Genomic DNA, 19800 nt, shown 5'->3' with positions numbered 1-19800 from the left:
GGGCTGTGACAGGTTTCACTCTAGTGCGAGGCCGAGCTCCCGATACCGCATCATCCGCTCGGCATACCTCCGCTCAGGGGGACGCCGGCGCACCTCCAGCAGCGCTGACGCGACGGCGTCCGCCATCCGGTCACAGAACGCCTCCGGCTCGTCCGCCGCGTCGGGTCGCTCGGGGACGACGACGTCGACGATCCCCGCGTTCGACAGGTCCGCCGAGGTGATGCCCTGGGACCGGGCGACCTCCGGGGCCCGCGTGGTCTCGTGATGGAGGATCGCGCTGGCTCCCTCCGGGGGCAGGGGCGCGAGCCACCCGTGCCGGGCGCACAGCACCCTGTCGGCGGGGAGCAGGGCCAACGCGGCGCCCCCGGTGCCCTGTCCGAGGATCACGGAGACGGTCGGTGTGGGCAGGGTGACGAGGTCGGCCAGGCTCCTGGCGATCTCGCCCGCCAGGCCACCCTCCTCCGCCTCGCGTGACAGGGCCGCGCCCCGGGTGTCGATCAGCAACACCAGCGGCACACCCATCTCCGCGGCGATGCGCATGCCGCGTCGGGCGGAGCGCAGGGCGGACGGGCCGAGGGGGCTCTTCTCGCTCTCGGCGTCCCGGTCCTGGGCGAGCACGACCGCGGACTGGCCCCGGAACCTCACCAGGGACAGCAGGAGGGACCCGCTGTCCTCGCCCTGTCCGGTGCCGGAGAGCGGCACCCGGTCGGGGGAGACGCGGTCGAGGAACGCACGCGCCCCCGGGCGGTCGGCGCGGCGCGTCCGGGTGATGGAGTCCCACGCATCCGGCGGGACTCCGTCGTCGGACTCCGGCTCGGGGACCGGCCCGTGGGGTGCGGCCGGCTCGTCCTCCGACGGAGGGTCCTGACACAGGACCCGCAACGCCCGGGACGTGAGGTCGCGCAACCCCTCCGGGGGGAGCACGCCGTCGATCATCCCGCGGCGGGCGAGGTTCTCCGAGACCTGGACGCCGTCGGGGAAGGGGGCGTCGTAGAGCGCCTCGTAGACGCGCGGCCCGAGGAAACCGATGAGGGCCCCGGGCTCGGCCACCGAGACGTGACCGAGGGAGCCCCACGAGGCGAACACGCCGCCGGTCGTCGGGTGCCGCAGGTAGACCAGGTAGGGCAGCCCGGCGTTCTTGTGTCCCGCGACGGCGGCGGAGATCTTGACCATCTGCAGGAACGCCATCGTCCCCTCCTGCATCCGGGTGCCACCGGAGGTGGGCGAGGCGAGGATCGGCAGGCCCTCGGCCGTGGCCCGCTCGATCGCCGAGACGATCCGCTCGGCGGCCGCGATCCCGATGGACCCGGCGAGGAAATCGAACTCGCACGCGACGATGACGACCCGCCGTCCGAGGAGCGTTCCCTCCCCGGTGATGACCGATTCGTCGACCCCGGACTTCTCCGCCGCCCGCTCGAGCGCGTCCGCGTAACCGGGGACCGAGTCCACCTGTGGGGGCCGCACCGGGGCGTCGTCCCAGGGCCGGAACGAGTCCGCGTCGAGGACCATGTCGAGGATCTGGAGAGCGCCGGTTCGTGCCATGTCCGCATCGTACGGTGGGCCCACCTACCAGCGGGTATCGTGGCCGTCGGGGTGCGTGGGCGTACCCCCGTCTCGAAGAGGAGTCACCGTCACCATGATCGTCACCCGTCGGGACGGCGCAGTCGTCGTCGTCACCATCGACCGCCACGAGACCCGCAACGCCCTCGACGCGGAGGTGTGTACCGCGCTCCGCGAAGCGGTGGAGGCGGCCGGGGCGCAGGCCGACGCCGAGGACCCCGTCCGGGCGATCGTCATCACGGGCGCGGGGACCGCCTTCTGCGCGGGCGCGGACCTGTCCGGCGGGGTGTACAACTCCGACTTCTATGACGCGCACGCCGGCATGCTCCGGGCGGTCGAGTCCGTGCCCGTCCCCGTCATCGCGGCCGTCAACGGACCCGCGGTCGGCGCGGGTGTCCAGCTCGCGCTGGCGGCCGATCTGCGCGTGGTGGTGCCCGGCGCCGTGTTCACCGTGCCCGTCGTCAAGGTGGGCCTGGCGTTGGACAACTGGACGATCAAGCGGCTCGCCAACGTCGTGGGTGGCGGTCACGCCCGGTCGGTGCTCATGACCGCGCGCCCCGTCGGAGCGGAGGAAGCCGCCCGGATCGGCCTGGCCAACGAGATCGGTGACATGGAGACGGCGATGGAGCTGGCGGGCGAGCTGTCCCGCTTCGCGCCGTTGAGCCTGCGCCACATCAAGACCGTCATCAACGACGACGACGCCCGGTTGCTGCCGCGGGACGAACACACGGAGCTCCAGCAGCGCGCGTGGAGCAGCGAGGACATGGCGGAGGCACGGGCCGCCCGCGCCGAGAAGAGGCCCCCGGTCTTCCGCGGACGCTGAAGCGCCGCACCGCAGGTGGGGCACGGTCTCGGCGGGGCCCGACGTGCGGGCACCGCGGACCGTCCGTCCCGGGTACGATTCTCCGCGCCCGACCCGGATCCGCCTGACGTGGGCGTCTGGCACGGCCCCGGGTACCGCATGACCGGGGGGAGTGCCACCGATGGCCAGGCACAGCGCGTCGCCACAGAGTGGGAACCGGACGGCCCGGCGGGTCGTCCTCATCGGGGCGGCCATCGTCGCCGTGCTGCTCGTCGTGGGACTGGTGGTCTCGGGCTTGTCCCGAGCCGGCGTCGCCGGTTTCTGCGGGTCCGAGCCGCGGATCAGCATCGCGGCCGAACCCGACATCGTCGACCATGTCCGGGCGCTGACGGACCACGCCGACGGGTGCTACGCCTACGAGGTCGCGCCGGTCTCCTCCGCGGACATGATCTCCCGCGCGGTCTCGGCCGAGGCACTTCCCGACATCTGGGTTCCCGACTCCGCGGTGCGGCTCGCCCGGATGTCGCAGGACGTCCAGATCCCGTTCGAGACCGTCCTCAACTCCCTCGCCGCGACCCCCGTGATCATCGCGGCGCGTGACACCGAGGTCGACCTGAGCACCTGGAGCGCCGCCCTCACCGCTCCGGGCCTGATGATGGGCGACCCCGTCCGTTCCGGCGTCGCGGACGCCCCGATCCTGGCCGCGACGTCGGAGGTCGAGACGATGCGGGCCGGCCCGGAGGCGCTGGCCGCGTCGATGGCGATGCTGGCGCAGGGACAGACGGCCCGCATGGAGGTCCCGCCCGCCGCGCAGGAGATGCTCGCCAGGGTGGTCGAGGAGGGCGGCGCGGCGATCGTCACCGAACGGGACGCGGTTCTCGCGCAGCGCGCCGCCCCCGATGCCGGGCTCGAGGTGCTCGCCCCCGACACGGGCGCGGTCTACCTCACCTACCCGCTCGCGGTGACCACCCAGGATCCGACGCGGCGCGCCGAGGTGACCGGGGCCGCGGAGGCGCTGCGCGACGCGACCGCGGCGGACGAGGTCGTCGCCGGACTCGCCGACGACGCGTTCCGGACCGCCTTCCGCGCCCCTCTCGCCGACGGCGCCGGGGTCGGGGAGGTCGAGGCACTGGTCGTCCGCGACGCCGACCGACTCCACAGCACCCTCCAACGGTGGCGTCTCCTGTCGATGCCGGGCCGGTCCCTCGTCCTGGTGGACACCTCCGGGTCGATGGGCTTCGGTGTCGCGGGGACGGACCGGACCCGCATCCAGGCGCTCGTCGAGACCGCCGGGGCCGGGCTGGGGCAGTTCCCCGACGACGCGGAGCTCGGGCTCTGGGCCTTCGGAGGCGCGGCCGGCCGCGACGGCCTCCCCTACGCCGAGGTCGCGGCGTTGCAGCGGCTCGACTCCACCACCCCCGGGGGGACCCATCGCGACGCGCTGGCCGGGGCGCTCACCTCCCTGCCCTCGCTGGTGGGCGGCGGGACCGACCTCTTCCGATCCGTCCTCGACGCCTACGCCATGGTCCGGTCGGGATACGACCCGAACATGGTGAACTCGATCATCGTCATCTCCGACGGAGCCGACGACGCCACCTCGGACCTGACCGAGGCCGAGTTCTCCGCCCGGCTCGGCGAGCTGGTGGATCCCGCGCGGCCGGTGCTCGTCGTGACCGTCAGCCTCCTCGACGACACGGGGTCCGGCACCCTCGCCGAGATCGCCCGGGCGACCGGCGGCAGCAGTCACGTCGCGCGGACGCCGCAGGAGATCGTCCGGGTCTTCGCCGAGGCGATCGGCCGACGCGGGGCCGCCACCCCCTGAGGCCGCGGTCCGGCGCGGGGTGGCCGGCCCCTGAGGCCCCGGGCCGGCGCGAGAGCCGACGCGCACGGGTTCGGGAGCAACCCCGTTCTGAGGTGAGTACCCCCCACCGATGGGGGTGGCTTCACCAAGGAGTTTCCGCCAGTGACACACGTTCCCGGGGAGTCGTCTGCGGCGCCGTGTGTCACGTGTCACACTTCCCCCGTCACTGTCTGTGAAGCACATCACTACAGGGGTGTGCTGTCGAGAACCCGAAACGGAGGACCTCCGTGTCCCAACCAACCGATCCGCCGGCGGGGGGCGCATCGCGGCGAACCCCGGAAGCGGCGGAATTCACGGCGATGCAGGGCAGCCCCGCCTTCCAGGAGTTGCGCAGCAAGTTCCGGGCGTTCGTGTTCCCCATGACGATCGCCTTCCTCGTCTGGTACTTCCTCTACGTGATCCTGGCCGTCTACGCGACGGACTTCATGGCGACCAAGGTCTTCGGGAACATCACCTGGGGCCTGATCATCGGCCTGGGGCAGTTCGTCACGACCTTCCTCATCACGTTCCTCTACATCCGGTTCGCCAACCGTGAGATCGATCCCCGTGCGGAATCCATCCGCCTCGAACTGGAAGGTGGGGTCGCCTGATGGACTGGCTCATCAACATCCGCGAACTCGCGCCGGGCGAGCAGGTCGGCAGCACCCTGCTCAACATGTCGGTGTTCGCCGTGTTCATCGTGGTGACGATGGCGCTCGTGCTCCGGGCGTCGAAGTCCACCAAGTCGACCAAGGACTTCTACACCGGTGGTTCCAGCTTCACCGGTCCGCAGAACGGTTTCGCCATCGCCGGTGACTACCTCTCCGCGGCGTCGTTCCTCGGCATCGCGGGGGCCATCGCGATCAACGGGTACGACGGATTCCTCTACTCCATCGGGTTCCTCGTCGCCTGGCTCGTCGCCCTCATGCTCGTGGCCGAGCTCATGCGCAACACCGGCCGGTTCACGATGGCCGACGTGCTCAGCTTCCGGCTCAACCAGCGGCCCGTCCGCATGGCGGCCGCCCTCGCCACCCTCGCCGTCTGCCTGTTCTACCTGATCGCCCAGATGGCGGGCGCCGGCGGCCTTGTCGCGCTCCTGCTGAACATCGACGACTCCACGGGGCAGTCGATCGTCGTCGCCGTGGTCGGCATCCTCATGATCGTCTACGTGCTCGTCGGCGGCATGAAGGGCACCACCTACGTCCAGATGGTCAAGGCGGTCCTGCTGGTCGGCGGCGTGCTGATCATGTGCCTCCTCGTCCTGGTGGCCGCGCGGGGCAACTTCTCCGCGCTGCTGGGGGAGGCGGTCGCGAACTCCGGCAAGGACCTCCTGCAGCCGGGTCTGCAGTACGGCGCCACCGAGACCTCCAAGCTCGACTTCGTCTCGCTGTCGATCGCGCTGGTCTTCGGCACCGCCGGTCTGCCCCACGTGCTCATGCGCTTCTACACCGTCCCCACGGCCAAGGAGGCCCGCCGGTCGGTCACGTGGGCCATCGCGCTCATCGGCGGCTTCTACCTGTTCACCCTCGTCCTGGGCTTCGGTGCCGCGGCGATGGTGGGGCCCGAGGTCATCGAGAACGCCCCGGGCGGCGTGAACTCGGCGGCGCCGCTGCTGGCGTTCGCCCTGGGTGGCGAGATCTTCCTCGGCATCATCTCGGCCGTCGCCTTCGCGACGATCCTCGCCGTGGTCGCCGGACTCGCCATCACCGCGTCCGCCTCGTTCGCGCACGACATCTACAACGGGGTGCTCAAGCACGGCCAGGCGACCGAGCAGTCGCAGCTGCGGGTCTCGCGGATCACGGTCGTGGTGATCGGCATCGTCTCGATCGTCATGGGGATCGGTGCGATGGGGCAGAACATCGCCTTCCTCGTGGCCCTGGCCTTCGCGATCGCGGCCTCGGCCAACCTGCCGACGATCCTGTACTCGCTGTTCTGGAAGCGGTTCAACACCACCGGCGCGCTGTTCTCCATGTACGGCGGCCTCATCAGCACCCTGGTGCTGATCGCCCTCTCGCCGGCCGTCTCCGGCAGCGAGAAGTCGATGATCTCGAGCGTCGACTTCTCCCTGTTCCCGCTGTCGAACCCGGGCATCGTGTCGATCCCGCTGGCGTTCCTGCTCGGAATCATCGGGACGTTCATCGGCAAGAAGGACGAGTTCCCGGAGAAGCGGGTCGAGATGGAGGTCCGCTCGCTCACCGGTGTCGGTGTGGAGAAGACCATCGCCCACTGATCCGACCACCCGCGGGCCCGCCCGATCGTCTCCGGACGGTCGGGCGGGCCTCGTCGTGCCCACCGAGGGACTACCCTCGGTGGGCACCACACCGATTCGGAGGCGGTAGAGATGTATCCCGGACAGGACGACCACACCCGACGCATGGGGCAGCAGCCCGATTCGCGTGCCTACTCGCGGATGAGCGGCGACCGGGCGTACGACCCCGCCTATGACGACGGCTACGGGGGCGAGGCCGGGTACGACGACGGCTACGTGGAGCCCCGGCGCGGACCCGCGATCGACGTGGGCAAGTTCGTCGGCAGCGTGGCCGCCACCGCTCTCGTCGCGGCGATCGCGGGTTGGCTGATCGCCTGGGTCGTCGACGCCGTGTTCTCCCGGTTCGGCCACCAGTGGGCCAACGGCGGGAACACCCCGACGATGTACGCCGTCTACGGCGCCGTGGCGGCGATCCTCGCCGGACTGCTCTGGTATCTCCTGCTCATCGGCACCGCCAATCCGCAGCAGTTCTACTCGTGGACGGTGGGGCTGCTCATCGTCGCCGCCGTGGCGCTTCCCCTGCTGGTGACCGTGCCGTTCCTCGACGGGTTGGCGGCCGCGATCGTGCACCTGTTCATCGGGCTGCCGATCCTCGCGCTGACGAGCGCCTTCTCGGCCACGCTGCGGCGCTGACGACCCGGCACCCTGCGGCGCTGACGCACCGGCGCCCCGCGGCGGCACCGAGCGGCGGCACCGAGCGGCGGCGCCGGGGTCCCGGCCCCGGCGCCGCCGGGTCGGGAACCGCGCCGGGCCGCGCGGCACCTGTGGTGCCCCCGAGAGGAATCGAACCTCCGACACCGGCTTTAGGAGAGCCGTGCTCTATCCACTGAGCTACGAGGGCGGGAACCGCAGGAGAGTCTAGCCGATGGGCCGGACGGCCGTGACCGCCGACTTGGAGCGGGTGGGCGTCGGACGGTACTGTTGACCGTCGGCGTCCGTGTCGTCACCTTCACCGGTGGCGGTGGACCGCCTCGAACGGGTCACCACCGGCCGCCGTCCGAGGGGGAGGGCGTCCACCGGCCGGCAGCCCACTAGACAGACAGAGGTATTGCCTGTGTCCACGTACACCCCCAAGCCCGGGGACGTGACGCGCGCCTGGTATGTCATCGACGCCACCGACGTGGTGCTCGGTCGACTCGCCGTCCAGGTCGCCAACATCCTCCGTGGCAAGCACAAGCCGCAGTTCGCCCCGAACGCCGACACCGGCGACTTCGTCATCATCATCAACGCCGACAAGGTCGCGATCTCGTCCAACAAGCGCGACCGTGTGGTGCAGCACCGCCACTCCGGTTTCCCCGGTGGGCTGAAGTCGCAGACCCTGGGCAAGGCCATGGACACGCGTCCCGACCGCGTCGTCGAGAAGGCCGTCAAGGGCATGCTCCCGAGCAACAAGCTCGGCCGTGCCGTCGCCTCCAAGCTCAAGGTGTACGCGGGTCCGGACCACCCGCACGCCGCCCAGCAGCCCGTGCCCTTCGAGATCAAGCAGGTGGCCCAGTGACCGACGAGAACATCACCCCCGAGGTCGCCGACGACACGGTGGCGGACCTCGCCGCCGAGGTCGCCGAGGACTACAGCGAGGCCGACTACGCCGGCGGCACCGACTTCGTCGCCGACGTCGACGCCCAGTTCGCGCCCGTCGTCTCCTCCGGCCCGGCCCAGGCCGTCGGCCGCCGCAAGGAGGCCGTCGCCCGCGTCCGCCTGCTGCCCGGCTCCGGCCAGTTCACCCTCAACGGGCGCTCCCTCGAGGAGTACTTCCCGAACAAGGTGCACCAGCAGCTCGTCAAGTCGCCGCTGGTCCTGGTCGAGCGCGAGGAGCAGTTCGACATCGTGGCGCTGCTCCACGGTGGCGGCCCTTCGGGCCAGGCCGGCGCGCTGCGCCTGGCCATCGCCCGTGCGCTGACCCAGTACTCGCCGGACGACCGCCCGGCGCTCAAGAAGGCGGGCTTCCTCACGCGTGACGCCCGCGCCGTCGAGCGCAAGAAGGCCGGCCTCAAGAAGGCCCGCAAGGCCCCGCAGTACTCGAAGCGCTGATCCACCCGGATCGCGCCCCCAGAGCAGGTTCCCGCGACGCGGGGGCCTGCTCTGGTCCATTTACCGAGCGAGCAGCCGGGCAGGGTTATCCTGACCCGGTCATTCCCGACCCGCCCCGCGGCGGCGACCACACGACCCCGGAGGATCACACGACATGACGCGACTGTTCGGCACCGACGGGGTCCGTGGGCTCGCCAACCGGACCCTCACCGTCGACCTCGCGGTCCGACTCGGTGCCGCGGCGGCCGCGGTCCTCGCGACGGAGAACGGCCCCACGTCCGGAAGCGCCGGCGCCCGCCCCCTGGCCGTCGTCGGCCGCGACCCGCGGGTGTCGGGGGAGATGCTGGAGGCCGCCCTCGCGGCGGGCCTGGCCAGCCAGGGGGTCGACGTCCTCCTGGTGGGGGAGATCCCCACCCCGGCCGTGGCCCACCTGACGGCCGGCCACGGCGCCGCCCTCGGTGCCGTGATCTCCGCCTCCCACAACGCCATGCCGGACAACGGCATCAAGTTCTTCGCCGCGGGCGGTCACAAGCTCGGTGACGAGGTCGAGGACCGTATCGAGGCCGCGCTCACCGAGGGCGCCATCACCGGGCCGACCGGGTCCGCGATCGGCCGGATCTCCCGCGCCGCCCCCGAGGACGCCCTGGACAGCTATGTCCGCCACCTGCTCGACGCCACACCCTCCCGGCTGGACGGGCTCGTCGTCGTCGTCGACTGCGCCAACGGCGCCGCCAGCGTCGCCGCGCCCCGCGCCTACCGCGAGGCCGGGGCGACGGTCATCGAGATCCACTCCAGCCCCGACGGCTACAACATCAACGACAACTGCGGTTCCACCCACCTCGACGACGTCCGCGCGGCGGTCCGCGAGCACGGCGCCGACCTCGGGCTCGCTCACGACGGCGACGCCGATCGCTGTCTGGCCGTGGACGCCGCCGGTCAGGTCGTCGACGGTGACCAGATCATGGCGATCCTGGCGCTGGCCATGCGCGACGCAGGCGAGCTGGCGGGCAATTCGCTCGTCGCCACCATTATGAGCAACCTCGGGCTCAAGGTCGCGATGCGGGAGGCCGGTATCGAGGTCACCGAGACCAAGGTCGGGGACCGGTACGTGCTCGAACGGCTGCGCGAGGGCGGGTACAGCCTCGGCGGCGAGCAGTCCGGGCACCTCGTGCTCCCCGCCCACGCGACCACCGGCGACGGGGTGCTGACGGGCCTGCGCATCATGGCCCGCATGGCCGAGACCGGGCGCTCCCTCGCCGAGCTGGCGTCCGTGATGACGGTCCTGCCGCAGGTCCTCGTCAACGTGCCCGTGGAGGACAAGGCGGCGGTCGTGGCCTCCCCGGCGGTCGGCGACGCCGTCGCGGTGGAGGAACTGCGGCTCGGCGCGACGGGCCGGGTCCTGCTGCGCCCGTCGGGGACCGAGCAGTTGGTCCGCGTCATGGTCGAGGCCGAGGACGCGGACCTCGCCGGCGAGGTCGCCGAGCGGCTCGCCGGCGTCGTCGCCGCCGTCTGACCCGCACCGCCGCCGGGCCCGGCCTCCCGGGCGGACCGGTGGCCGGCCGCAGCCCGGCCGGCCGCAGCCCGGCCGGTAGCGGCCCGCCGGGTCAGCCGCCGGTGAAGGACTTGAGCAGCTTGAGCGCCGGCGGCGTGGTGGTCAGCGGGTCGTCCCCCGAGTCCTCCAGCATCTCGTCGGTCACCGCGACGGTGTCCTTGAACGTCGCGGTGGGATCGGCGAACGCTGCGTACGTCTCGTCGCCGGCGAGGGTCGCCAGCAGGTAGCCCGCGAGCAACGGCCGGACCGTGCGGTGGGTGCGGCGGTCCGGGTCGGCCAGGCCGATCCGCTCGATCAGCGCGTTGCGTTCCACCAGCCCGCCTTCGATCGCCTTGTCCAGACGCCGGTGGGCGAGCGGAGCGCGCCAGGCCAGGTGCAGGGCGCGCGCGTCCTCGGCGTGGACACCGCCCGCGGCCGAGAGCAGCAGCGCGGGGGAGTCGACGGTCATCGCCCGGTCGGCGGCCGCGGGGACCGTCTCGGTGGGGAACACCATCGCGACCGCGTCGATGTCGGTGCGCTGGGAGGCCAGCAGCGCGCAGACGCCGCCGCCGAGGCCGTGGCCGGCGAGACCGATGCGGCGCGGATCCGCGCGCACCGACCCGCGGCCGAGGGTGGCGTGGAGGGTGTCCTCGATCGCCGCGGACAGGTGGTCCGCGAAATGCTGGTGGTTCGGGCGCAGCCCGAGATCGGTGGCCGGCGCGACCACGACGAACCCCCACGACGCGAGATGCTTGAGCGTGTCGACGTAGTGGTCCGGCCCCCGGGTCCAGTCGTGGGCCCACCCCACGACGGGCGCGGGCGACGGGGCACCACGCGGGACGAACACGACGCCGGGGGTACCGGTGAACCCGAGATCACCCCTGTCGACGGCGTAGGGTCCGCGCCGACCCACCCTGGCGTGCAGTTCCTTGGTCTTCTTGGCCACGATGGCCACAGTATCGCCTCGGGGGCGCGAAGGGTGCCGGGCCTGTCGGACGTGGTGGCTACACTTGTCGCCCATGTGCGGAATCGTCGGATATGTCGGGCATCGCCCCGCCCTCCCTGTCGTCGTCGAGGCCCTCCGGCGGATGGAGTACCGCGGCTACGACTCCGCGGGCGTCGCCGTCCTCGACGGGGCCGGGGCCTCCCGCGTCGAGAAGAAGGAGGGCAAGCTCGCCAACCTCGAGGCCGCGCTCGTGGCCGCGGGCGAGGGTGGGTTCCCGGGCTCGACCGGCATCGGGCACACCCGGTGGGCGACGCACGGCCGGCCGAGTGACCGCAACGCGCACCCGCACGTCTCGGGGGACGTCGCGATCGTGCACAACGGCATCATCGAGAACTTCGCGCCGCTGCGCGCCGAGCTCGAGGCCGCGGGGGTCGAGCTCGAGTCGGACACCGACTCCGAGGTCGCGGCCCATCTGTTGACCCGCGAGATGGAGTGCGGCGGGACGGGCGGGGACTTCGTCGCCGCCTGCCGCGCGGTGCTGCGCCGCCTGGAGGGCGCGTTCACGCTGGTCTTCAGCCACGCCGCCCACCCGGACGTCCTGGTCGCGGCGCGGCGCTCGACCCCGCTGGTGCTGGGCGTCGGTGAGGGGGAGATGTTCCTCGGCTCCGACGTCGCGGCGTTCATCGAGCACACCCGCGACGCGGTCGAGCTGGGCCAGGACAACGTGGTGGTCCTGCGCGCGGACGGCTACGAGATCACCGACTTCGCCGGCGAGCCCTCCCAGGGGCGCCCCTTCTACATCGACTGGGACCTCGCGGCCGCCGAGAAGGGCGGTTACGACTACTTCATGCTCAAGGAGATCGCGGAGCAGCCCAAGGCCGTCGCGGACACCCTGCTCGGCCACTTCCAGGACGGCCGCATCGTCCTGGACGAGCAGCGGATGAGCGACCAGGACCTGCGGGACATCGACAAGGTGTTCATCGTGGCGTGCGGTAGCGCCTACCACTCGGGGATGGTCGCCAAGTACGCGATCGAGCACTGGACGCGGCTGCCATGTGAGGTCGAGATCGCCTCCGAGTTCCGGTACCGCGACCCGGTGCTGGACCGCTCCACGCTGGTCGTGGCGATCTCCCAGTCGGGCGAGACCGCGGACACCCTCGAGGCCGTCCGCCACGCCAAGTCCCAGAAAGCCCGCGTCCTGGCGGTGTGCAACACCAACGGCTCGCAGATCCCGCGCGAGGCGGACGCGGTGCTGTACACGCACGCCGGGCCCGAGATCGGCGTCGCGTCGACCAAGGCGTACCTCGCGCAGATCACCGCGAACTACCTGGTGGGTCTCGCGCTCGCGCAGGCCCGGGGCACCAAGTACCCGGACGAGGTGGCGGCCGAGTTCCGTCAGCTCGAGCGGATGCCCGAGGAGATCCAGAAGGTCGTGGACTCCCTCGACCCGGTCCGCGGGATCGCCCGCGAGCTCGCCGACTCCAAGTCGGTGCTGTTCCTGGGGCGCCACGTGGGCTACCCCACGGCGCTCGAGGGTGCCCTCAAGCTCAAGGAGCTCGCGTACATGCACGCCGAGGGCTTCCCGGCCGGCGAGCTCAAGCACGGCCCGATCGCCCTCATCGAGGAGGGCATGCCGGTCTTCGTGGTGATGCCGCCGGTCGAGGGCCGCGGGGTGCTGCACTCCAAGCTGGTGAGCAACATCCAGGAGATCCGGGCCCGTGGCGCGCGCACGATCGTGATCGCGGAAGAGGGCGACGAGGTGGTCCGGCCCCTGTCCGACTACTTCATCCCGATCCCGGCGTCCACCACGCTGCTGCAGCCGCTGCTGGCCACCATCCCGTACCAGGCGTTCGCGGCCGAGGTGGCGGCAGCCCGCGGGTACGACGTGGACAAGCCGCGCAACCTCGCCAAGTCCGTCACGGTGGAGTGACCCGCCCCCGGTAGGGAGATCATGAGGCGCGCGCACCCCGTCGAGGTCGTCCGGGCCGCGGAGCGTCCGCTCATCGAGGCGGCCGCCGCGGTCGGGGACCCCGACGCCGTGATGCGACGCGCCGCGGCGGGCGTGGCCCACCACACGGCCGCGCTGCTGCGCGAGCGGACGGGCGGTGTCTACGGCCGATCGGTGTTGCTGCTGGTGGGGAGCGGGGACAACGGCGGGGACGCCCTGTACGCGGGCGCCGTGCTCCGCGCCCGCGGCTGCCGGGTGGAGGCCGTCCTCCTGTCGCCCGACAGGGTGCACGAGCGCGGTCTGGCCGCCCTGCGGCGCGCGGGCGGACGGATCCGCCGCACGGAGGACACCGGCCGGGGGTTCGCGGTCCCCGACGTGGCGATCGACGGCGTGGCGGGACTGGGCGGTGGCGGCCCCCTGCGTGACCCGGCGGCCCGGGTGGTCGCCGCGATGGACGCCGCCGGCGTGCCGTGGGTGGCGGTGGACCTGCCCAGCGGGGTCGACGCCGATACCGGCACCGTCCACGACCCGCACGTGCGGGCGACCCTGACCGTCACCTTCGGGATGCTGCGCCGCGCGCACCTGCTCGCCTCGCCCGAGTGCGGACGGGTCGAGGTGGTGGACATCGGCGCGGCCGAACCCCGGCCGGGCCCGGGCGTGGTGATGCGGCCCGACCCGGTGGAGGTGGGCCGCGGCTGGCCCGTCCCGGGACCGCACGACGACAAGTACTCACAGGGCGTGGTCGCGGTGCGGGCCGGGTCGGAGCGCTATCCCGGGGCGGCGGTGCTGTGCGTGTCGGCGGCGGTGGCGGCCACGTCCGGGATGGTGCGGTACGTGGGATCGGGCGCGGAGGCGGTGCTCGCCTCGCGGCCGGAGGTCGTGTGTCACCCGACGGTGGCCGAGGCCGGCAGGGCGCAGGCGTGGGTGGTGGGGCCCGGCGGCGGGACGGGCCCGGACGCGGTGGCGGACATCGACGCGGTCCTGGCCCACGGGTGCCCGACGGTCCTCGACGCCGACGCCCTCACGTGCCTCGCGGCGCACCCGGTCCTGTTGCGCGGTGCCACCGCGCCGGTGCTGCTCACCCCGCACGCCGGGGAGTTCGACCGGCTCACCGGCGGCTGGGACCGCGGCGACCGCCCCGGGGCGCTGCGCCGGTATGTCGCCGGTCTGCGGGACCGGGGGATCGAGGCGACGGTGCTGCTCAAGGGCCGGGTGACCCTGGTCGACGACGGCGAGACGACGGTCGCCGTGGACTGCGGCTCCTCCTGGGCCGCGACGGCCGGTTCGGGCGACGTGTTGTCCGGGATCGTGGGCGCGGTGCTGGCGAGCGTCGGGGCGGCGGGGGGATCCGCGGCGTGGCCGGCGGCCGCGGGGGCCGTGGTGCACGGAGCGGCGGCCCGCCGGGCGGCGCACCGCCACGCCGGAGGGGGCGCGCCGATCGGGGCGTCCGACCTGCTGGCCGCGGTCCCGGGGGCGATCTCGGCGCTGCGGGGGCGGGCGATGGGTGCCCGGTGACGCTCTTTGGCAGAATTGACAGAATGGGTCCCGTTGTCCCCCCTTCACCGTGCCGCGCGGAGATCGATCTGGACGCGATCGAGCACAACAGTCGCGTCCTCGTCCGGTCCGCCGGTGGGGCGCGCGTCATGGCGGTGGTCAAGGCCGACGCCTACGGGCACGGCGCCGTCCCGGTCTCCCTGGCCGCGCTTCGCGGGGGCGTGCACGCGCTGGGCGTGACCACTATCGCGGAGGCACTCGAGCTGCGGTCGGCGGGCATCGACGCCGAGATCCTCGCGTGGCTCTACTCCGCCTCCGATGACGTCCGGGCCGCGATCGAGGCGGATGTCGACCTCGCGATCCCGAGCCCCGCCCACCTGGACACGGTCCTGCAGGCGGCGCGCCGCACGGGTCGCCGGGCGCGGGTGACCCCCAAGATCGACACGGGTCTGGCCCGGTCGGGCATCGCGCTGGAGGAGTGGCCGGGCGTGCTGGAGCGTCTCGTGACGGCCACGGCCGGCGGCCTGGTCGAGGTCACCGGATTGATGGCCCACTTCGCCCACGCCGACGACCCGGGCCACCCGGTCATCGACCTGCAGGTGGCCCGGCTCCACGAGTGCGTGGCGCAGGCGCGTGCGCGGGGTCTGGAGTGCCCGGTCAACCACCACGCCAACTCGGCGGCCGCGCTCACGCGGCCGGAGGACGGGTTCGAGATGGTGCGGCCGGGGATCGCGCTCTACGGCCTCAACCCGGTCGAGGGCCTGGAGGTGGATCTGGTGCCCGCGATGACGTTCTCCGCCGAGGTGCTCATGGTCAAGCGCCTGGCCGCGGGGCAGGGCGTGAGCTACGGGCACACGTGGCACGCACCCCACGACACCACGGTCGCCCTCGTCGCGGCGGGGTACGCGGACGGCGTGTGGCGTCTGCTGTCGGGCCGCCTGGACGTCTCGATCGGCGGGCGCCGCTATCCGAACGTGGGCCGGGTGTGCATGGACCAGTTCGTCGTCGACCTGGGACCGGACCCCGGTCAGGCGGTGCGGGCGGGGGACACGGCCGTGTTGTTCGGCACCGGCGCGGACGGTGGGCCCACCGCCGCCGAGTGGGCGCGGACCCTGGGGACCATCCACTACGAGGTGGTCACCGCGGTGCGCGGCCGCGCCGCGCGTCACCACCTGGTGCGCGGCGCCCACGCCCCGGCGGCGTGGGGGAGTCGATGAGCGACGACGACGACGACGAGGTCGGCGGCCGGCGGCGCGGTGGGCCCCGGCTGCGGTTCCCGAGACGACCCGAGCGGGCGCCGGCCGGGACTCCGACCGAGGTCCCGTCGCCGGGGCTGGCCGGGGGCACGCCCGACGCCGCGGAGGCGGTCGCCGAGCGGATCCGGACGCCCGGTGGCCTGCGCGCGGGACTGAGCGCCCTCGGCGCCGCGACCCTGGGGTCCGTGGTCACCCTCCTGCCCGGCCGGCGCGCGAACGACCCGTGGGCCGGTGAGGACATGTGGGAGCTCGGGGTCGACCGGGGGTCCATGGTCGCCGCGACCGACGGGGTGCCGCTCGCCGTACGCGAGGCCGGGCCCACCGACGCCCCGATGACCGTCGTGTTCGTCCACGGCTACACCCTGTCGATGGACACCTGGCACTTCCAGCGCCGGCACCTGGCGGACCGCTTCGGCTCCGAGATCCGGATGGTCTTCTACGACCAGCGTGGCCACGGTCTCAGCGGGATGAGTTCGCGGAAGAACTCGACCATCGACCAGCTGTCCCGGGACCTGCACACCGTCATCTCGGCGACCGCGCCCACCGGTCCCGTCGTGGTGATCGGCCACTCGATGGGCGGGATGACTGTCATGGGGTACGCCGCCCGTCACCCGGGCGAGGTGCGCGAGCGCGTCCTCGGGGTGGGTCTGGTCTCCACCGCCGTGGCCGAGCTGTCCCGGGCCGGCCTGGGGGCCGTGCTGGACAACAAGAGCGTGGCCCGCCTGGCCGGGCTGGCCGGTCGCAGTCCCGGCGTGTTCACCAACAGTCGTCGCGCGCTCGGCGCGGTCATCTCCCCGTTCATCTACGGCGGGTCGTTCGGCGACCCCGCCACGATCAGCCCGACCGTCGCCCGGTTCGTCGACAAGCTCATCGCGTCGACCGACGTGCTGACCATCGCCAACTTCTTCGAGACCCTCACCCGGCACGACGAGTCGGCCGCGATGCCCGTCCTGCGCGAGGTCCGCACGACCGTCCTCACCGGCGACCGCGACCTGCTCACCCCGCTGGACCGGTCGGTCGACATCGTCGAGGAGCTGCCCGACGCGGAGTTCGTCGTGGTGCCCGGCGCGGGCCACATGGTGATGCTCGAGGAGCCCGCGCACGTGTCCGAGGTGCTGGGTGACCTCGTGGCCGACGCGATCATCGAGTGGCGGCGCCGCGAGCGCGCGGGCCGTACCGAGGGGAACCGGGCCTCATGACGATCGAGGTCCCGGGGCGGCGCGACCTGCCCACGGTCGAGGACACCCGCGCGCTCGGCGTGGAACTGGCGGGGCTCCTGAGCGCCGGCGACGTGGTGGTCCTCGACGGGCCCCTCGGCGCGGGCAAGACCGCCCTGACGGCCGGCATCGCCGCCGGTCTCGGTGTCCGCGGCCGGGTGACGTCGCCGACCTTCGTCATCGCGCGGCGTCACCCGCCCACGGCCCCCGGCGGGCCGGGGCTGGTCCACGTCGACGCCTACCGGCTGCTCGGCGGGCAGGACCCGGACGGCGGGTCCCCCTCGACGGGCGACCTGGCCGACGAGCTCGAGTCCCTCGACCTGGACTCCGCCCTCGACACCGACGTCGTGGTGGTCGAGTGGGGTGCCGGGTTCGTGGACTCGCTCGTCGAGGCGCCGCTCGTGGTGACCCTGCGTCGCCCCGAGGGCGCCGACATCCGCACGGCCGCCTGGAGCCGGGGCCTCGCGTCCGGTCGCACCGCCGGCCCGGCGGTACCCTGAGCCCGTGCTGGTCCTCGCCGTCGACACCTCCACCCCCTTCGTCACCGCGGGGGTGTGCCGCCTCGCGCCCGGCGAGGCCGGGCCCCGCGTCGAGACGCTGGCCACCCGCGTCACCGAGGACGCCCGCGCCCACGCGGAGCTGCTCACCCCGCACATCCTGGAGTGCCTCGCCGACGCCGGTCTGACCGCCGACGCCCTCGACGCCGTGGTCGTGGGCACCGGTCCGGGACCGTTCACCGGGCTGCGGGTGGGGATGGCCACCGCCGCGGCGTTCGCCGACGCCCTCGGCAGACCGGTCCACGGGGTGTGTTCGCTCGACGGGCTCGCGGCCACCGCGCGCGCCGCCGGGGCCTCGGGACACCTCGTCGTCGTCACCGACGCCCGTCGCCGCGAGGCGTACCACGCCCACTACTCACCCCGGGGCGTGCGGACGTCGGGCCCCACGGTCGGCCCCGCCGCGGCGGTGGACCTCACCGGCGTCGACCACCTGGTGGGCGACCCCGCCCGCCTGCGCGAGGTCACCGACGCCCACGACGCGCACAGCAGCGCCGACGCGCACACCAGCGCCGACGCGCGCACCGCCGACGACGCCGGTGCCGTCGCGCGCACCGCCGACGACGCCGGTGCCGTCGCTCCCCGCGTGCTCGACGCGATCTCCTCGCCCGCGCCCGCCGGGCTCGTCACCGCCGCCGCCGACGCGCTGCTCACCGACGCGACCCCGGCCCCGCTCGAACCGCTCTACCTGCGTCGACCCGACGCGGTACCGCCCCGGCGCGTCGACCCCTCCGCCGCCCTGCGCGGGGTGGGGAGATGACCGCGGACCCGACCGGCGTCGTCCACGACGCGCTGGGCCCCGACGACGCCATGCGCTGCGCCGAACTGGAGACCCTGCTGTTCCCCGGTGACGGCCCGTGGTCGGCGGCGGCGTTCCTGTCCGAGATCGGCTCGCGCCACACCACGTGCCTCGCCGCCCGCGTCGACGGCGCGCTGGTCGGGTACGCGGTCCTCGCCGGGCTGGGGCACGAGGGGGACCGCGAGTACGAGGTCCACACCATCGGCGTCGACCCGGCACACCAGGGCCGCGGTATCGGCCGGGCGTTGCTGCGGCGGATGCTCGAGGTGGCCGACGCCGAGGCCGCCCCGGTCGTCCTGGACGTGCGGACCGACAACGTGCCGGCGCGCACCCTGTACGAGGCCCACGGGTTCGAGATCGTCGGCCTGCGGCCCCGGTACTACCGGCCGAGCATGGCCGACGCACATCTCATGGTGCGGCCCGCGCGCGGCACCACGATCGGCGACACGGGAGAGGGGAGCGTCCGATGAGGACCGTCATGGGGATCGAGAGCTCGTGCGACGAGACGGGCGTGGCCGTGGCGCGCGTGCACGACGACGGGCGCGCCGAGCTGCTGTCGGACGTGGTGGCCTCGTCGATGTCCGAACACGCCCGCTTCGGCGGCGTCGTGCCGGAGATCGCCTCCCGCGCTCACCTCGAGGCCCTGGTCCCCACGGTCCGCGCCGCGCTCGCCGAGGCCGGGATCGACCGCCCCGACGCCGTCGCCACCACGATCGGCCCCGGACTGTCCGGGGCGCTGCTCGTCGGCTCGTCCGCCGCGAAGGCCTACGCCGCCGCCTGGGGTGTGCCCTTCTACGCCGTCAACCACCTCGTCGGACACGTCGCCGTCGCCGGCTTCGACGGCGGGCCGCTGTCCGAGTGCGTCGCCCTGCTCGTCTCCGGGGGCCACACGCAGCTGCTCCACGTGCGCGCGCTCACCGAGCCCGTCGAGGAGCTCGGGTCGACCGTCGACGACGCCGCCGGAGAGGCCTACGACAAGGTGGCCCGTCTCCTCGGTCTGGGGTACCCGGGCGGCCCGGTGATCGACCGCCTGGCCGCCACCGGGGATCCCGCGGCGATCGCCTTCCCGCGGGGCATGACCGGCCCGCGGGACGCCCGCCACGACTTCTCCTTCTCCGGCCTCAAGACCGCGGTGGCCCGACGCATCGAGGCCGCCGAGCGGGACGGCGAACAGCTCGAGGTGGCGGATGTGGCCGCGTCGTTCCAGGAGGCCGTGGCCGACGTGCTCACCATGAAGGCCGTCCGCGCCTGCACCGATCTCGGGGTGGGCACCCTGCTCGTCGGCGGCGGCGTGGCGGCCAACTCGCGGCTGCGCGACCTCGCCGCCGAGCGGTGCGCCGAGGCCGGTCTCACGCTGCGCGTCCCGCGGCCACGCCTGTGCACGGACAACGGCGCGATGGTCGTGGGGGTGGCCTCCGCGCTCCTGGCCTCCGGGGCCGCCCCGAGCCCGCTGACCGTCGCCGCCGACCCCGGCCTGCCGGTGGAGGTCACACAGGTCGCGTGAGCCGCGGTGGGGGCCGCGACCCGGGGGCGCGGTGGGGCCGCGGACCCAG

Annotated in this window: 18 protein-coding genes and 1 tRNA gene; 16 read left to right on the top strand and 3 right to left on the bottom strand. The window is 73.4% G+C overall.

Features of this window, described 5'->3' with window-relative positions:
- Positions 1-15: 15 nt before the first annotated feature.
- On the bottom strand, positions 16-1542 hold the full coding sequence (locus RWK90_RS15550; RefSeq protein WP_314038526.1) for a carboxyl transferase domain-containing protein: 1527 nt from the start codon (positions 1540-1542) through the stop codon (positions 16-18).
- A gap of 94 nt (positions 1543-1636) precedes the next feature.
- On the opposite strand from RWK90_RS15550, the gene RWK90_RS15545 reads away from it, so the two are divergent.
- The 5 genes from RWK90_RS15545 to RWK90_RS15525 all read left to right on the top strand — a co-directional run bounded on the left by RWK90_RS15545 (position 1637) and on the right by RWK90_RS15525 (position 7104).
- Positions 1637-2383: an enoyl-CoA hydratase gene (locus tag RWK90_RS15545; RefSeq protein ID WP_314038525.1), complete on the top strand. Its 747-nt coding sequence runs from the start codon at positions 1637-1639 to the stop codon at positions 2381-2383.
- Between the two features lie 160 nt (positions 2384-2543).
- A complete protein-coding gene (locus RWK90_RS15540) occupies positions 2544-4184 on the top strand; it encodes a substrate-binding domain-containing protein (RefSeq protein ID WP_314038524.1) in 1641 nt (546 codons plus the stop codon).
- Between the two features lie 338 nt (positions 4185-4522).
- Positions 4523-4813, top strand: a complete 291-nt coding sequence (locus RWK90_RS15535; protein ID WP_314038523.1) for a DUF485 domain-containing protein — start codon at positions 4523-4525, stop codon at positions 4811-4813.
- Entirely contained in the window at positions 4813-6432 is a 1620-nt protein-coding gene (locus tag RWK90_RS15530) for a cation acetate symporter (protein ID WP_314038522.1), read from the top strand. The genes RWK90_RS15535 and RWK90_RS15530 overlap by 1 nt, the downstream gene beginning before the upstream one ends.
- Before the next feature lie 111 nt (positions 6433-6543).
- Positions 6544-7104, top strand: coding sequence for a hypothetical protein (locus RWK90_RS15525; RefSeq protein WP_314038521.1), 561 nt, complete (start codon positions 6544-6546; stop codon positions 7102-7104).
- A 132-nt stretch (positions 7105-7236) separates the two neighbouring features.
- Here RWK90_RS15525 and RWK90_RS15520 read toward each other — a convergent pair.
- Positions 7237-7312: transfer RNA gene (locus tag RWK90_RS15520), tRNA-Arg, on the bottom strand.
- Positions 7313-7525: 213 nt separating this feature from the next.
- Here RWK90_RS15520 and rplM point away from each other — a divergent pair.
- From rplM to glmM, 3 genes are all read left to right on the top strand, one after another.
- A complete protein-coding gene (rplM, locus tag RWK90_RS15515) occupies positions 7526-7969 on the top strand; it encodes a 50S ribosomal protein L13 (protein WP_007627425.1) in 444 nt (147 codons plus the stop codon).
- Positions 7966-8502, top strand: a complete 537-nt coding sequence (gene rpsI, locus RWK90_RS15510) for a 30S ribosomal protein S9 (RefSeq protein WP_314038520.1) — start codon at positions 7966-7968, stop codon at positions 8500-8502. Before rplM ends, rpsI begins: the two co-directional genes overlap by 4 nt.
- Positions 8503-8656: 154 nt before the next feature.
- The gene (gene glmM / locus RWK90_RS15505) at positions 8657-10015 is read left to right on the top strand and encodes a phosphoglucosamine mutase (RefSeq protein ID WP_314038519.1); all 1359 of its coding nucleotides are present in this window, start codon (positions 8657-8659) and stop codon (positions 10013-10015) included.
- A gap of 91 nt (positions 10016-10106) precedes the next feature.
- Here the strand turns inward: glmM and RWK90_RS15500 are convergent, their stop codons facing one another.
- Entirely contained in the window at positions 10107-10979 is an 873-nt protein-coding gene (locus RWK90_RS15500; RefSeq protein WP_314038518.1) for a chlorophyllase/cutinase-like alpha/beta fold protein, read from the bottom strand.
- Between the two features lie 73 nt (positions 10980-11052).
- Here RWK90_RS15500 and glmS point away from each other — a divergent pair, with 73 nt between their 5' ends.
- The 8 genes from glmS to tsaD are packed head-to-tail and all read left to right on the top strand — an operon-like array spanning position 11053 to position 19751.
- A complete protein-coding gene (gene glmS, locus RWK90_RS15495; RefSeq protein WP_314038517.1) occupies positions 11053-12909 on the top strand; it encodes a glutamine--fructose-6-phosphate transaminase (isomerizing) in 1857 nt (618 codons plus the stop codon).
- A 21-nt stretch (positions 12910-12930) separates the two neighbouring features.
- Entirely contained in the window at positions 12931-14442 is a 1512-nt protein-coding gene (locus tag RWK90_RS15490) for an NAD(P)H-hydrate dehydratase (RefSeq protein WP_314038516.1), read from the top strand.
- A gap of 23 nt (positions 14443-14465) precedes the next feature.
- On the top strand, positions 14466-15638 hold the full coding sequence (gene alr, locus RWK90_RS15485; RefSeq protein ID WP_314038515.1) for an alanine racemase: 1173 nt from the start codon (positions 14466-14468) through the stop codon (positions 15636-15638).
- Positions 15635-16876 (top strand): alpha/beta hydrolase, encoded by a 1242-nt coding sequence (locus RWK90_RS15480; RefSeq protein WP_314038514.1) that lies wholly within the window; start codon positions 15635-15637, stop codon positions 16874-16876. The genes alr and RWK90_RS15480 overlap by 4 nt, the downstream gene beginning before the upstream one ends.
- Positions 16873-17394 (top strand): tRNA (adenosine(37)-N6)-threonylcarbamoyltransferase complex ATPase subunit type 1 TsaE, encoded by a 522-nt coding sequence (locus RWK90_RS15475; protein ID WP_314038513.1) that lies wholly within the window; start codon positions 16873-16875, stop codon positions 17392-17394. Before RWK90_RS15480 ends, RWK90_RS15475 begins: the two co-directional genes overlap by 4 nt.
- Positions 17395-17398: 4 nt before the next feature.
- The gene (gene tsaB, locus RWK90_RS15470) at positions 17399-18208 is read left to right on the top strand and encodes a tRNA (adenosine(37)-N6)-threonylcarbamoyltransferase complex dimerization subunit type 1 TsaB (RefSeq protein ID WP_314038512.1); all 810 of its coding nucleotides are present in this window, start codon (positions 17399-17401) and stop codon (positions 18206-18208) included.
- Entirely contained in the window at positions 18205-18717 is a 513-nt protein-coding gene (rimI, locus tag RWK90_RS15465; protein ID WP_314038511.1) for a ribosomal protein S18-alanine N-acetyltransferase, read from the top strand. The genes tsaB and rimI overlap by 4 nt, the downstream gene beginning before the upstream one ends.
- On the top strand, positions 18714-19751 hold the full coding sequence (tsaD, locus tag RWK90_RS15460) for a tRNA (adenosine(37)-N6)-threonylcarbamoyltransferase complex transferase subunit TsaD (protein WP_314038510.1): 1038 nt from the start codon (positions 18714-18716) through the stop codon (positions 19749-19751). The genes rimI and tsaD overlap by 4 nt, the downstream gene beginning before the upstream one ends.
- Positions 19752-19800 lie beyond the last annotated feature (49 nt).

The organism is Dietzia sp. CH92, from assembly GCF_032248695.1.
Taxonomy (GTDB): Bacteria; Actinomycetota; Actinomycetes; order Mycobacteriales; family Mycobacteriaceae; genus Dietzia.
This window is presented reverse-complemented; position numbering and strand designations above follow the sequence as displayed.

Coding starts and splice junctions, on each gene's coding strand:
- rimI (WP_314038511.1), top strand. CDS start 18,205: ATGACCGCGGACCCGACCGGCGTCGTCCACGACGCGCTGGGCCCCGAC.
- glmM (WP_314038519.1), top strand. CDS start 8,657: ATGACGCGACTGTTCGGCACCGACGGGGTCCGTGGGCTCGCCAACCGG.
- alr (WP_314038515.1), top strand. CDS start 14,466: ATGGGTCCCGTTGTCCCCCCTTCACCGTGCCGCGCGGAGATCGATCTG.
- tsaD (WP_314038510.1), top strand. CDS start 18,714: ATGAGGACCGTCATGGGGATCGAGAGCTCGTGCGACGAGACGGGCGTG.
- glmS (WP_314038517.1), top strand. CDS start 11,053: ATGTGCGGAATCGTCGGATATGTCGGGCATCGCCCCGCCCTCCCTGTC.
- RWK90_RS15530 (WP_314038522.1), top strand. CDS start 4,813: ATGGACTGGCTCATCAACATCCGCGAACTCGCGCCGGGCGAGCAGGTC.
- RWK90_RS15475 (WP_314038513.1), top strand. CDS start 16,873: ATGACGATCGAGGTCCCGGGGCGGCGCGACCTGCCCACGGTCGAGGAC.
- RWK90_RS15480 (WP_314038514.1), top strand. CDS start 15,635: ATGAGCGACGACGACGACGACGAGGTCGGCGGCCGGCGGCGCGGTGGG.
- RWK90_RS15525 (WP_314038521.1), top strand. CDS start 6,544: ATGTATCCCGGACAGGACGACCACACCCGACGCATGGGGCAGCAGCCC.
- RWK90_RS15545 (WP_314038525.1), top strand. CDS start 1,637: ATGATCGTCACCCGTCGGGACGGCGCAGTCGTCGTCGTCACCATCGAC.
- RWK90_RS15490 (WP_314038516.1), top strand. CDS start 12,931: ATGAGGCGCGCGCACCCCGTCGAGGTCGTCCGGGCCGCGGAGCGTCCG.
- RWK90_RS15550 (WP_314038526.1), bottom strand. CDS start 1,542: ATGGCACGAACCGGCGCTCTCCAGATCCTCGACATGGTCCTCGACGCG.
- RWK90_RS15535 (WP_314038523.1), top strand. CDS start 4,523: ATGCAGGGCAGCCCCGCCTTCCAGGAGTTGCGCAGCAAGTTCCGGGCG.
- RWK90_RS15540 (WP_314038524.1), top strand. CDS start 2,544: ATGGCCAGGCACAGCGCGTCGCCACAGAGTGGGAACCGGACGGCCCGG.